Annotated in this window: 9 protein-coding genes and 1 pseudogene; 6 read left to right on the plus strand and 4 right to left on the minus strand. The window is 68.1% G+C overall.

Annotated features, from left to right (window positions below; translation table 11 throughout):
* Window positions 1–56: 56 nt before the first annotated feature.
* Together LC490_RS20775 and LC490_RS20780 are read left to right on the plus strand one after the other, a co-directional pair.
* A complete protein-coding gene (locus LC490_RS20775) occupies window positions 57–1,709 on the plus strand; it encodes an alpha-glucosidase (protein ID WP_223621466.1) in 1,653 nt (550 codons plus the stop codon).
* A 74-nt stretch (window positions 1,710–1,783) separates the two neighbouring features.
* The gene (locus LC490_RS20780) at window positions 1,784–2,677 is read left to right on the plus strand and encodes a DUF2007 domain-containing protein (protein WP_223621467.1); all 894 of its coding nucleotides are present in this window, start codon (window positions 1,784–1,786) and stop codon (window positions 2,675–2,677) included.
* A 26-nt stretch (window positions 2,678–2,703) separates the two neighbouring features.
* Here LC490_RS20780 and LC490_RS20785 read toward each other — a convergent pair whose 3' ends face one another.
* Window positions 2,704–3,549: a tetratricopeptide repeat protein gene (locus LC490_RS20785; RefSeq protein ID WP_031373954.1), complete on the minus strand. Its 846-nt coding sequence runs from the start codon at window positions 3,547–3,549 to the stop codon at window positions 2,704–2,706.
* Between the two features lie 136 nt (window positions 3,550–3,685).
* Complete coding sequence (yihA, locus tag LC490_RS20790) at window positions 3,686–4,336, minus strand: ribosome biogenesis GTP-binding protein YihA/YsxC (RefSeq protein ID WP_031373953.1); 651 nt, start codon at window positions 4,334–4,336, stop codon at window positions 3,686–3,688.
* Between the two features lie 179 nt (window positions 4,337–4,515).
* Here yihA and LC490_RS20795 point away from each other — a divergent pair.
* From LC490_RS20795 to LC490_RS20810, 4 genes and pseudogenes are all read left to right on the plus strand, one after another.
* Window positions 4,516–5,277, plus strand: a pseudogene (locus tag LC490_RS20795) (c-type cytochrome); the annotation flags it as partial.
* 481 nt (window positions 5,278–5,758) lie between these two features.
* Window positions 5,759–6,418, plus strand: coding sequence for a thiol:disulfide interchange protein DsbA/DsbL (locus tag LC490_RS20800; protein WP_223621468.1), 660 nt, complete (start codon window positions 5,759–5,761; stop codon window positions 6,416–6,418).
* Window positions 6,419–6,627: 209 nt separating this feature from the next.
* Window positions 6,628–7,515 carry a thiol:disulfide interchange protein DsbA/DsbL gene (locus LC490_RS20805; protein ID WP_223621469.1) on the plus strand — a complete coding sequence of 296 codons (888 nt, stop codon included), beginning with the start codon at window positions 6,628–6,630 and terminating at the stop codon, window positions 7,513–7,515.
* A 28-nt stretch (window positions 7,516–7,543) separates the two neighbouring features.
* Complete coding sequence (locus tag LC490_RS20810; RefSeq protein ID WP_036149715.1) at window positions 7,544–8,308, plus strand: endonuclease/exonuclease/phosphatase family protein; 765 nt, start codon at window positions 7,544–7,546, stop codon at window positions 8,306–8,308.
* A 1,201-nt stretch (window positions 8,309–9,509) separates the two neighbouring features.
* Here the strand turns inward: LC490_RS20810 and LC490_RS20815 are convergent.
* Together LC490_RS20815 and LC490_RS20820 are read right to left on the minus strand one after the other, a co-directional pair.
* The gene (locus tag LC490_RS20815; RefSeq protein WP_223621471.1) at window positions 9,510–12,437 is read right to left on the minus strand and encodes a TonB-dependent receptor; all 2,928 of its coding nucleotides are present in this window, start codon (window positions 12,435–12,437) and stop codon (window positions 9,510–9,512) included.
* Between the two features lie 278 nt (window positions 12,438–12,715).
* Entirely contained in the window at window positions 12,716–13,513 is a 798-nt protein-coding gene (locus LC490_RS20820) for a sulfite exporter TauE/SafE family protein (RefSeq protein ID WP_223621472.1), read from the minus strand.
* Window positions 13,514–13,588 lie beyond the last annotated feature (75 nt).

Below are 13,588 nucleotides of genomic sequence, written 5' to 3' on the forward strand. Positions count from 1 at the left end.
TGGCGCCCATCGCGGCAGTGCAGCACGAAGACCGCATACGCCATCAGGGGCGCCTCTTGTCAGCCGTCAATCTTCCGACCCCCGCCGCATCGCAGGAACACGCCTGGTGGCGCGGCGCGGTGATCTACCAGATTTACCCCAGAAGCTTCCGCGACCTCGACGGCGACGGCGTCGGCGACCTGCCCGGCATCATCGACAAGCTCGGCTACGTCGCCGACCTCGGCGTCGATGCGATCTGGGTCTCGCCGTTCTTCAAGTCGCCGATGATCGATTTCGGCTACGACATCGCCGACTACCGCGCGGTCGACCCCTTGTTCGGCAACCTCGACGACTTCGACCGCCTGCTCGCCAAGGCGCATGCGCTGGGCCTGCGGGTGATGATCGACCAGGTCCTCAGCCACACCTCCGACCAGCACGAGTGGTTCAAGCGCAGCCGCGAAAGCCGCGACAACGAGTTCGCCGACTGGTACGTATGGGCCGACGCCAGCCCCGACGGCACCGCGCCGAACAACTGGATGTCGCTGTTCGGCGGCGTCGCCTGGCACTGGGAACCGCGCCGCCAGCAGTATTACCTGCACAACTTCCTGGCCTCGCAGCCGGACTTGAACTTCCACAACCCGGCGGTGCGCGCGGCGGTGCTCGACAACGTGCGCTTCTGGCTCGACCGCGGCGTCGACGGCCTGCGCCTGGACGCGATCAACTTCTGTTTCCACGACGCGCAACTGCGCGACAACCCGCCGAAGGCGCGCGAGCTGCGGGTCGGGCGCGGTTTCAGCCCCGACAACCCCTACGCTTTCCAATACCACTATTACAACAACAACCAGCCCGAGAACCTCGACTTCCTGGCCGAGCTGCGCAACCTGCTCGACCGCTATCCAGGCGCGGTGTCGCTCGGCGAGATTTCCTCGGAAGACTCGCTGGCGACCATGGACGAATACACCCGCGACGGCCGCCTGCACATGGGCTACAGCTTCGAGCTGCTGACCGAGGACTACAGCGTCGCCCATATCCGCGGCACCGCGCAGGCGCTCGAAGAACGCATGCTCGAAGGCTGGCCGTGCTGGGCGATCTCCAACCACGACGTGCAGCGCGTGGTCTCGCGTTGGGGCCACGGCGACAAGCCGGCGCACTTCGCCTCCATGCTCAGCGCGTTGATGTGCTCGCTGCGCGGTTCGGTCTGCGTCTACCAGGGCGAAGAACTGGGCCTGCCTGAAGCCGAGCTGCCGTTCGAGGCGCTGCGCGACCCCTTCAGCATCGCCTTCTGGCCGACCTTCAAGGGCCGCGACGGTTGCCGCACGCCGATGCCGTGGGACGGCACGCCGCAGGCCGGTTTCAGCACCGGCACGCCGTGGCTGCCGATCGCCGAGGGCCATCGCGGCCTCGACGTCGCCCGCCAGCAGCACGACCCGGATTCGTCCTTGAACCGCTTCCGCCGTTTCCTGTCGTGGCGCAAGACCCGGCCGGCCCTGCTCGACGGCGCGATCCGCTTTCTCGCCAGCGACGAGCCGGTGATCGCCTTCGTCCGCGGCAGCGGCGCCGACGCGGTGCTGATGGCCTTCAACCTCGGCGGCGCCGAGGCGGAATTGAATCTGTCCGAAGCCGGCACTTGGCACATCGACCACGGCCACGGCCTGCCCTCGGGCGAGCGGACCGGCGATCGCCTGCGCCTGCCGCCCTACGGCGTGTTCGCCGCGCGCGCCACCGGCTGAGCTCGCGGCACACTTCGGTCAAGCGGCATACTCCGGTCTCGCGGCAGGACGTCCGCGACCGGGGGGAACGCCGAATGCAGATCGTTTACCACGCCGCCCATTCGGCGGACGCGCAGCTCGTGCGCGGCTTGTTGGCGGAGGAAGGCATCCGCTCGTTCGTGTTCGGCGGCGCCCTCGAAGGCGGCGCCGGCCTGTTGCCGGTCGGCGGCGCGGTCCGGCTCGAAGTCGCCGACGACGACGCCGAACGCGCACGCACCATCATCCAGGCGTGGCAGGACACGGCCGTGCCGCTCGACGACCAGGACGATGCAGACGAAGTCGATCGCGACTACGGCGACGACGACACGCCGGCGCACGTGGAGGGCGGAAATCTCTATCGCCCCTTGAACCAACGCCTGCCCTCGCGCCACACCGGCGCCGGTCTCGGCGGCATCGTGTTCGCCCTGATCGCCGGCGCCCTCGGCGGCGCCATCGCCACCGGCATCGCCATGCAACCGCACGCCAGCCAGCAGCCGGTCGACTACAACGACGACGGCCGGCCTGACGAGACCCTGGTCTTCGAGGGCGAGCTCCTGCAACGCGTGGATGCCGACCGCAACAGCGACGGCGAGGTCGACCAACGCACCCACTACGACGAGCGAGGGCTGGCGACCGAGATCGAGGAAGACCAGGACTTCGACGGCGTGCGCGAGACCGCCAGCCGCTACGAGAACGGCCAACTCGCCGGCCGCAGCGCCGACTACGACGGCGACGGCCAGGTCGACTGGCAGCAAGCCGCCAAGCGCGGCGTGTTGCAGAACGAACAATGGTTCGACAAACGCGGCAACTTGATCAAACACATCGACTACGTCGACAACCGCCCGGTCAGCGGCGAGTTCGACAGCGACGGCGACGGCGTGCGCGACACCGCGCGCGACTACGACCCGCGCGGCGAGATCAGCGCGAGCAGGCCGCTGCCGACGCCATAGCGGCAGCGCGCGTCATCGCCCGGGCCTCAGCCGCGCCCGGGCTGAGCCGCCCGCACTTCGCGGCGCAATTGCTCGCGCGTCACCGTCGGCACCGGCTGCAAACGCCGCTCCGGCGGCGGCAGGGCCAACGTGTCCAGGCGCTTCTTCGCCCCCTCGTTGCCGAGCGCGGCGGCCTTCCTGAGCACCACCTGGGCCTCGGCGATGCGGCCCTGCCCCACGTAGATCTCGCCGAGCCCGCTCAACGCGGTCGCGCGGGTCTTGGGATTGCTGGCCGGCGTGTCCTTGACCGCCTGGGTCAAGGTCTCCTGCGCGCTGTCGAGCTTGCCTTCCGACAGTTGCTTCCAGCCGCACAGAGTCGCATCGCCACCGGCGCAGGCGTCCTCGCCCCCGGCCTTGGCCGCGGCGATCTCGTCGGCCAGCTCCGGCGCTTGATTGGCGAGCGCGGCGCTGCCGACCGCGTTCTGCAGGTCGCGGTTGTTCTGCTGCAAGTCCTCGACCTTCTTGATGATCGAATCGACCGAGATGTTGATGCTGCTGTTGTTGTCGGCGACCTCGATGGCCGCGTTCGGCGGGAAAGCCTGGCCGCGGTAGATGATTTCCGGGTCGGGCAGGTCGATCGCCGAAAAGCGCGGCGAGAACGTCAGGTAGACGTTCGGCACCACGCGCTCGCCGCTGCGCCAGCTCTTGAGGGTGTCGAAGCCGATCATCGCCACCACCACCGCCGCGCCGATGCCCAGATACCAGCGCACGTTCTTGTTCTGCTCGGCGTTGCGGGTCTTGAGCAGCGCATAGGCGCCGTAGGCGAAGAACAGCAGCGCCGTGCCATAGGCGCCCGCAGCCAGGATGGTCTGGGGGTCGGTGATCGTGTCCATCTCGTTCCTTGAGCCGAAGATCGCCCTCCGCGCAGGTCGCGCGGAAGCCCTTCTACCCAGGGAGTAACGCAGTCGGCGCGGGCGGAGCGGCCAGCGGCTTCTGAAACAGAATCGGCTGGCCGACGGCGCGGCCGGCTCAGGCGGCCGGCGGCGGGACCAGTTCGAGCCAGCGCGAGACCACCGCGCAGGCCTCTTCGACGCCTTGCTTGGACTCGCCGGAGAAGGTCTGCACGCTGACCGTGTCGCCGAAGGCCGAGCTCAGTTCCTTGCGCACCATCATCAGCTGCTGCTGTTGCTGGCCGCGACCGAACTTGTCGGCCTTGGTCAGCAACGCATGCGCCGGCAGGCCGCGTTCGACCGCGTAACCGAGCATCTGCCGGTCGTAGTCCTTGAGCGGGTGGCGGATGTCCATCACCACGACCAGCCCGCGCAGGGCCTCGCGGGTGCCGAAGTAGCGGTCCAGGAAGGCCTGCCAGTGGGCCTGCAGGTTCTGCGGGACCTTGGCGTAGCCGTAGCCGGGCAGGTCGACCAGGAAGCGGTCGGGCTCCGGGGCGGGCTCGGGGCCGCGGTACAGGGGGCTGACGTCGAAAAACACCAGCTGCTGGGTCCGGCCCGGGGTCTTGGACACCCGCGCCAGGGCGTTCTGCTGGCACATGGCGTTGAGGGCGCTGGACTTGCCGGCATTGGAGCGGCCGGCGAAGGCGACCTCGTAGCCGCCGTCGGGCGGGAGCTGCTTTACGTTGTGCGCCGACAGCAGGTAACGGGCACGGGCGAGGGGATTGTTCATGCCATTAGGATCGCACGCCCCACCCTTCGGCGTGCCGCAGACTGAATCCGCGTTGACCCGGTCGGGGCCGGCGAAGATAATTCCGAGGTTCCGGTGGCGGCAGCTTGCGCACAGTCCGGTCCCCAGTACGCCCCTTTCAGCCTGCCACCCAGCAAGCCAGTAGTTCGGAGCCCAGCTACATGAGCCAAGCCCGCGTTCTAGGCCTCGTCGGCCTCGCCGCTCTCGCGGCCGCCGCCGTTGCGTACGCCCAAGCCACGGTCACGCCGATTCCCGACAAGGAGCCGGTCCAGACCGCGCCGCTGAACGCCGCGGCGAAGGCCTCCTGGGGCGACGTCAAGGCCGGCGCGACCAAGGCCGGCACCTGCGCGGCCTGCCACGGCCTCGACGGCAACCCGACCGATCCGCAGTACCCGCGCCTGGCCGGCCAGAGCGAGCGCTACATCGCCCACCAGATCGCCCTGTTCAAGAGCGGCGAGCGCAATACCGGCATGGCCGCGGCGATGAAGCCCTTCGCCGACGCCCTCAGCGACCAGGACGCCCGCGACCTGGGCGCTTACTTCGCCACCCAGAAGTCCGGCGCCGGCGTCGCCGACGACACCCTGATCGCCTCGGGCGTCAACAAGGGCAAGAAGTTCTTCGAAGTCGGCGAGCAACTGTTCCGCAACGGCGACAAGGCTCGCGGCATCCCGGCCTGCATGGCTTGCCACGGCCCCAGCGGCGCCGGCAACCCCGGCCCGGCCTACCCGCACATCGCCGGCCAGCAGGCCGCCTACTCGCAGCGTCGCCTGGAGGAATACCGCGCCGGCACGACCACGCAGAAGGACCCGCACCTGTTCAACATCATGGCGACGGTCGCCAAGCAGCTCAGCGACGAGGAAATCGGTTCGCTGTCGAGCTACCTGCAGGGCCTGCACGAACGCGCCGACGACGTCGCCGCCGCCGATGCGCCGGCTCCCGCAGTGGCCGCACCGGCCGCCAGCGCACCGGCAGCACCCGCCCCGGCAGCACCCGCCCCGGCCGCTCCGGCCCCGGCAGCGACGCCCGCCGCGGCTCCAGCCGTTCCGGCGGCCGCACCGGCCCAGCCCACCCAGGGCTGAGCCTCGCGCCAACGCGATGCAGACGAACGCCGGCCTGGAGACAGGCCGGCGTTTTTCGTTGCGGCGCCTGATCAGCCGACCTGATCAGCGGGCCCGATCAGGCGGCATGGTCGGACGACCTGCCCAGGCAGGCCCGCGCATAAGGTGACCGCAGTCACCGCTTGTCGCGGTAGTGGAACTTCTGGCGCACACCGGGGTCGTACCGATACTCCTGTTGAAGACGCCGGCCGCTATCCTTGGTGCCGGCGTTTTTTATGCCCGGCCGGCCGTCGCCGGAGGGCGCAAGCTTTACGCCCGTTCATTCCGCCACCGACGAGACTTTCCGATGAATCCACGCCTGGCCTCCCTGTTCCTGCTCGCAGTGCTTCCGTTCGCCGCGTTCGCCGCGCCCAAGGCGGCCGCACCCGCGGGCCCGGCGCCGGAAGCCGGCGTCGATTACGTCGAGATCGAAGGCGGCAAGCCCTTCGCCGCGGTCAAGGGCAAGGTCGAAGTCGTCGAAGTGTTCGGCTACACCTGCCCGCACTGCGCGCATTTCGAGCCGCAGGTCGCCGCCTGGCGCGCCAGGCAGCCGGCCGACGTCAACTTCGTGCCGTTGGCCGCGCCGTTCGGCGGCTACTGGAACCCGTATGCGCAGGCCTTCTACACCGCGCAATCGATGAAACTGCTCGGCAAGACCCACGAGGCCATGTTCAGCGCCTTGCACGAGCAGCACCGCCTGCCGATCCAGAACGCCTCGACCGACGAAATCGCCGGTTTCTACGCCCAGCACGGCGCCAACCGTCAGGCCTTCGCGACGGCCATGGCCGGCCCGGCGACCGCCAAGGCGATGGAGCGCGCCAAGGCCTTCATCATGGCCGCCGGCGTCGACGGCACGCCGTCGCTGGTGGTCGCCGGCAAGTACCGCGTGACCACCCAGAAAGGCTTCGACGACATGCTGCGCGTCGCCGATCACCTGGTCGCGCGCGAACGCGCGGGCAAGCGCTGATCGCTACTACGGCGGGGGTGCTGGGGTCGCGACTCGCCACGGCGACTCGCCCCTTCCGCATCCCGGCCGAACCCTGCACTCCCCCTTCCCTGCCGCGGCCGTTATCCTGAACGCCGCTCCTGTCGGCATCGCGACGAGCGCTTCAGCCCGGCGCCGATGCCCACACTTCCTTTGAACGTATTGCGGAGATTTCCCTGATGAATTCGCGTATGGCTTCGTTGTCCCGCTATCCGCTCGTGCTGAGCGCCCTGTTCGCGCTCGCCGCCTGCACCAAGACCGAAACCGCGGCCCCGGCCGACAGCGCCGCCCCGGCGACCACCGACGCTGCGACCGCAGCCCCGGCCGACGGCGCACCGGCCGCCCCCGCAGCGCCGGAAGCGCCGGCGATCCAGCCCGCCGCCGTGGCCACGCCGCCGGCCGGCCCGGCCCCGGTGGTCGGCGCCGACTACGACGAAATCCCGGCCGGCCAGCCCTACGAGCCGGTTGCCGGCAAGATCGAAGTCGCCGAGATCTTCAGCTACACCTGCCCGCACTGCGCGCAGTTCGAACCGCAGGTGCTCGACTGGCGCGCCAAGCAGACCGCCGACGTCAAGTTCACCCCGATCGCCGGCCCGTTCGGCGCCAACCCGGTTCCGTTCGCGAAGGCCTTCTACACCGCGCAGACCCTCGGCCTGCTCGAGAAGTCGCACGAGGCGATGTTCCGCGCCGTCCACATCGACCAGTCGCTCTCCTACCAGAGCGTCACCGACGAACAGTTCGGCCAGTTCTACGCCAAGTTCGGCGCCAAGCCGCAGGACTTCATCGGCACCATGAACAGCTTCGCGATCAACGCCAAGCTCAAGCGCGCCGAACAGTTCATGCAGCGCTCGGGCGTCAGCTCCAGCCCCTCGCTGGTGGTCAACGGCAAGTACCTGGTCAAAGGCAAGAGCTTCGAGGACATGCTGCGCATCACCGACCACCTGGTCGCACGCGAGCGCGCCGCCACCCAGGGCGCGGCACCCGCTGCCGCCCCGGCCGAAGCACCGGCTGGCTCGACCGCACCGGCCGCAACGCCGGCACCGGCAGCCGCCGCCCCGGCTCCGGCGAGCAAGGGCTGATCGGGCTGCGCGCCCGACGCTCCCCCGCATGAATACACGCCGGCTGCGCCTGCTCAGCGCGAACATCCAGGCCGGCTCCAGCACGCGTCGCTACAGCGATTACGCGACGCGCAGCTGGTCGCACGTGCTGCCCGCCGGCAACAAGCGCGGCAGCCTCGACACCATCGCCCAGTTGGCCGGCGAACACGACATCGTCGGGCTCAACGAAAGCGACCCGGGCAGTCTGCGCTCGGGCTTCACCAACCAGACCCACTACCTCGCCCAACGCGCCGGCTTCGAGTACTGGAGCCACCAGCCCAACCGCCGCGTCGGCAGCGTCGCCTCCAGCGCGAACGGCCTGTTGAGCAAGCTGGAACCGCGCGAGGTCGTCGACCATCCCCTGCCCGGGCGCATCTCCGGCCGCGGCGTGCTGATCGCCCACTACGGCGACGACGACGACGGCCTGACCGTGGCGGTGGCGCACCTCTCGCTTGGCGCGACCTCGCGCGCCTCGCAGCTGGCCTTCATCGCCGAACTGCTGCACGACCACCCGCACGCCGTGCTGATGGGCGACTTCAACTGTTCGGCCGATCGCCCCGAAATGCAGGCGCTGTTCCGCAACACCCGCCTGCAACCGCCATCGAGCGCCCTGCCGACCTTCCCGAGCTGGCGTCCGCAGCGGGCGATCGACCACATCCTGCTCGGCGACGGCCTCGGCTTCGCCGGCGCCCGCGCCGTGCCCGCCGCCCTGTCCGATCATCTGGCGCTGTCGCTGGAGCTCGACGTCCCCCACAGCGCGCTGCGCTCCGAATAGCGTCGCTGTTGCGCGAAGGCCGCGATGCCGCTCTTCTGTAGGAGCGGCGTGAGCCGCGACCGCGGGACGCTCCGAGAAGTAGTGCCGATGCCGCCCATCGAAGCGGCGTGCCGTCGCAAGGGTAGGAGCGGCGCGAGCCGCGACCGCGCTGCTTCGGTCTCGTTGCGAATCACTCAAGCAAGATCAGGATCAAACGCCAAAAGCTTCCGCCACTAAAGCGGCGGGTTACTTTCTTTTGTCTAAAGCAACAAAAGAAAGGTAACCAAAGAAAAATGCTTTTCTTTGAATCACAAGCCCGCACGAGCGGCGCTTCCGCGGGGCTTTTTCATACGGGACATCCCTGTCCCGATGAAAAACGGCGCGCATCCCTGCGCGCCGCCCTCCGGGTCTTCCTTTGCCTTCGCTAGTGCAAGACGGCGCACAGCAACGGCAACGGCAACGGCAACGGCAACCTCAGTTTGCTGTAACGCTCCCCGGGGTAGGAGCGGCGTCCTACTGGATTTCCTTCGGTCACAATCCGCGACCGCGTAATCGCACGCCACGGCGGCTCTTACGTGATCGCCTCGATACGACAATAGAAGCAACGAAGCGGATGGATTCATGGTCAAGTGCGGACCGCGACGCAAACTGCAGCCGCGCGGTCGCGGCTCGCGCCGCTCCTACCCCTAGAGCATCGCAACGACAACAGCCGTTGCCGTTGCCGTTGCCGTTGCCGTTGCCGTTGCCGTTGCCGTTGCCGTGAGGATTTTGCTGGTGCTGTGCGTCGTCCCGCACTAGCGAAGGCAATCGAAGACCCGGAGGGCGGCCCGCATGGATGCGGGCCGTTTTTCATCGGGACAGGGATGTCCCGTATGAAAAATACCGGCGTCGGCATCGACCGTGCGGGCTGGTGATTCAAAACAAAGCATTTTCTTTGGTTAGCTTTCTTTTGTTGCTTTAGACAAAAGAAAGTAACCCGCCGCTTTAGTGGCGGAAGCTTTAGGCGTTTGATCTGGATCTGGATCTGGATCTTGCGGCAGCGATACGCCGCGAGACCGCAACGACGCGGTCGCGGCTCACGCCGCTCCTACAGGAAGAGCGGGGGCACGAAGCAACACCACGCATCGGCGCCCAAAACAAAACGGCCGGTGCAAGCACCGGCCGTTCGTGTTTCAAGCCTTGCCCCGCCAGCGACCGGCTCACGCCGGTCGCTGTTCGTCGATCAGAAACGCAGATCGGCGCGCAGGTAGAAGAAACGACCGCCCGGGATGTCGTAGGTCGAGGCGTCGTAACCGTTGAGCGAGCACGACAGGCACACCGGCGGATCCTTGTCGGCGACGTTGTTGACGCCACCGGTGATCTGCAGGCCCTTCAGCCAGTCGATGTGATAACCCACCTGCAGGTCGTGGTAGGTGATCGCATCGAGCTTGTTGTCGCCGGTGACCGGGTTATCGCAGTACGGCGAATCCAGCGCCGAGGCCTGGCAGATTTCGGTCATGTCGGAGATGTGGCGGATCGTCCACGACGCGGTCCAGGCGTTGCGCTTCCACGACAGGCTCGCGTTCGAGGTCCACTCCGGGATCGCGCTGTCGTTGACTTCCACGCCCGGACGGCGCGGCTGCACCTGGCCGGCCGCGCCGACGGCGTCGTACTGGGTCACGAAGGTGTTCTGCCAGCTGACCTTGAACTGGCCGAGCGAGGTCTCCGGCAGGGTCCAGAAGAAGTCCACGTCCCAGCCGGAGGTCTTGATCGAACCCAGGTTGGTCAGCTTGTTCTCGAAGGAGTTGATGCCGCCGACGCTGGAACGGGTGATGCCGCCGCAGTAGGTCGGGTCGAGCGTCTGCACGCACAGGTTGAGCTGGGTCTGGGCGTCGATCGCCTGCACCGCGCCTTCCAGCGAATGGCGGTAGAAGGTCACTTCGAAATCGAACTTGTCCGACCACGGCACGCCCGCGGCCCAGGCCGGGCTGTAGACGAAGCCGGCGGTGAAGCTGCGCGCGGTTTCCGGCTCGAGGTCCGGGTTGCCGCCGGTCTGCACCGAGATCTGGCTGTTGGCCTGGGTTGCGCCGGCCGGCACGCCGAGGGCGGCGCAGTTGGCGCGGTTGCCGGTCGCCGGCGAGCCGGTGATCGAGATCAGGCAGGGATCGCTGAGCTGCAGGTCGGCGCGGCTGGCCGAGCCGAACAACTCGCCGATCGACGGCGCGCGGAAACCTTCTGCGTAGGTGGTGCGCAGCAGGAATTCATCGGCGACCTGCCAACGCAGGCCGTACTTCGGGGTGAACTGGCCGCCGAAGGTCGAATAATCCGAATAGCGCCCGGCCAGGCTCAGGTCGAGGCTCTTGCCGAAGCTGCCTTCCTTGATCAGCGGCAGGTTGAGTTCGACATAGGCTTCGTTGACGTCGTACTCGCCCTGGGTCGGCAACGACTGGGTACCGTTGTAGAAACCGGCCACGGTGATCGCATCGGGCGAATAGAAGCCTTCGTACTTGCGGTATTCGTAACCGGCGGCGAACGACAGCGGGCCGGCCCAGGCTTCGAACAGGTCGCCCGACAGGTTGGCGGTGAAGGTCTGCAGCTTCTGCTCGCTGCGGTCGCGCACGATCGGGCTGATCCACTGCAGCATCGCCGGGGTGATCGTGCCCGGGCCGCCGAACAGGTTCAGCGGCACGCAGCCCGGGGTCGCGGCGCACACGGCCGGGTCGCCCACGGCGATGTTGATGTTGCGGATGTTGTAGCTGCCGCGGTTGGTCTGTTCGGCTTCGTTCTTGTTGCTGGCGAAGTTGACGTCCCAGAAGAAGGTGCGGTCGCCGGCGTCGAAGCTGCCTTCCACGCCCGCGGCGATGTACTTGGTGTCGACTTCCTGCTCGAAGATGCGCGGGCCGCCCTCGACCGGACGACGGCCGATCAGGACCAGGTTCGGGTTGGCGCCTTCGGTGGTGAGGTCGAAGCCGAACGGGTTATATGGGTTGAGGCGCGAGACGGTGATGTGCTCGGACCAGGGGTTGCCGGTGCCGGCGTCCAGGCCCAGGAACAGCGGTTCCGGCGCGGCCTGGTTGACCGACTCGCGACGGTTGTACAGCGCCTTGACGTAGGCCTGCACGTTGTCGTTGAAGTGGTAGCGGAACTGGCCGAACACGCCGGTGCGCTTGGACGGCGTCAGCAGCATGTTCTGTTCGGCGAAGTTGTAGCGGTTGGCGCCGGTGAAACGGATGAAGTCCTGCGGGTAGCGCACGCCGTTCGGGAAGCTGCTGCCGTTGGGCGTGGTGATGTTGCAGAACGGGATCGACGGCGTGCTCGGATCGTCGTCGGTATCGGTCAGCGGGCACGCGGTGCTGGCGGTCGCCGGGGTGATGATGAAGCGGCCGTTCGGCGTCGCCGAGCTGCCGGTCTCCACGCCCAGGCCCGGCACCGGCACGCGCGAGAGTTCGCGGTCGCGCGAGAACACCGGGTCCTGATCGACGTAGCTCAAGCCCAGGAACAGGTTGGCGCGGTCGGTGTTGTAGCCCCAGGCCGCGTCGAAGCCCTTGAGCTCGCCGTCGCCTTCGCCGTACTGGCCGTAGTTGAGGGTAATCTGGCCGCCATCGAAATTACGGCGGGTGATGATGTTGACCACGCCGGCGATCGCGTCGGAGCCGTACAGCGACGAGGCGCCGTCCTCGAGCACTTCGATGCGCTCGACGATGGCCAGCGGGATGGTGTTGAGGTCGGTCGCCGCGCCCACGCCGGAAGCCGAGGATTCGTTGACCCAGCGCATGCCGTCGACGAGGACGAGGACGCGCTTGGGCCCGAGGTGACGCAGGTCGACCTGGGCCGAACCGGCGCCGACGCCGTCGCCGTTGGGCGAGAAGCCGAAGTTGCCGGAGGAGTTGAACTTGGTGTTGAGCGCCGAACCGGCGCCGGTGAGCTCCTGCACCACGTCGCCGATCGAGGTCAGACCGGTGCGTTCGATGTCGTCGCGGGTAAGGGTCTGGACCGGGACCTGGCTTTCGATCTCGGCCTTCTTGATGCGAGTGCCGGTGACCTGGACGGTGTCCAGCGTGGTGGCGTCTCGGGCAGGCGCTGCTTCCTGGGCGGCTGCGAGCCCCGGCAGGGCGACCAGCAGGGACAACTGAATGGCTTTCGCCAAGGCATGACGACGCGACACTTTCATCGACTCTCTCTCCCTCAAGAATGTGGCTGTAGCTCTGATGGCTATTGGCACGCCGTCCATCCATGTCGGACGGCACCGGGAGGTTGTAAACAATTCGTGAATCCGCCACAAGGCGCAAATAGGGACTACTTGCCAACTCGGTCCCATTTCTGATCGGGATCGGCTGCGGGCTGAGACGTACGTCGCCTATGGGCGAACGACCGACGCCTGTTCAGTTAATACCCGGCGACGGCCGCAGCTCGGGCGGCCAGGCGCGCAAACGCGACCGCGGTCGCGCTTCAGCCGCCGAGCAACAGGCTGACCGCGACCAGGATCAGGAAGGCTGCGAACACCCGCTTGAGGGTGTCGCCGTGCAGCTTGTGAGCGAGCCGGGTGCCGTAGGGTGCGGCGAACACCGAGGCGATGGCGACGCCGATCGCCGCCGGCAGGTAGACGTAGCCGATGGCGTGCTCGGGCAAGGCCCCGGCCGGCGCGTTGAGGGCGTAGCCGACCGCACTGGCCAGGCCGATCGCCACGCCGCAGGCCGAGGAGGTGCCGACCGCGCGCACCGGGGCGACGCCGCGCCAGACCAGCAAGGGCACGGTCATGCTGCCGCCGCCGATGCCGACCACCGCCGACACCGCGCCGATGCCGACGCCCGCGGCCGACAGCGGCAGGCCCTGCGGCGGCGGCGCGCCGTCGGCGAGCGGCGCCCCGTTCTTGCCGAACAGCAACTGCGCGGCGGCGATCAGGCAGTAGCCGGCGACGATCAAACGCAGCCAATCGCCGTCGACGCGCACGGCGACGAAACTGCCGAGCCAACCGCCGAGCAGCAGCCCCGGCACCATCCAGCGCACGGTCGGCCACATCACGCTGCCGCGCTTGGCATGCGCGCGGGCCGAGGCGGTCGCGGTCAACACGATGCTGGCCAGCGAACTGGCCAGCGCGGTGTGCATGGCCGCTTCCTGCGGAATGCCCATCAGCGGCGCCAGCCAGGCGAGTGCGGCGACCAGCACCAGGCCGCCGCCGATGCCGAGCAAGCCGGCGAGCACGCCGGCCACGGCGCCCAATGCGAGAAAAACCAACCAGGCTGTCACCGTCGAATGCTCCGCAAGATCAGGGTCGAGCCTACATGGTCGCAGTGCCGCGCCGCGAACGCCTGCCACGATGCG

Origin of the sequence: Lysobacter sp. ESA13C (genome assembly GCF_019970005.1) — a bacterium.
Classification (GTDB): Bacteria; Pseudomonadota; Gammaproteobacteria; order Xanthomonadales; family Xanthomonadaceae; genus Lysobacter; species Lysobacter antibioticus_B.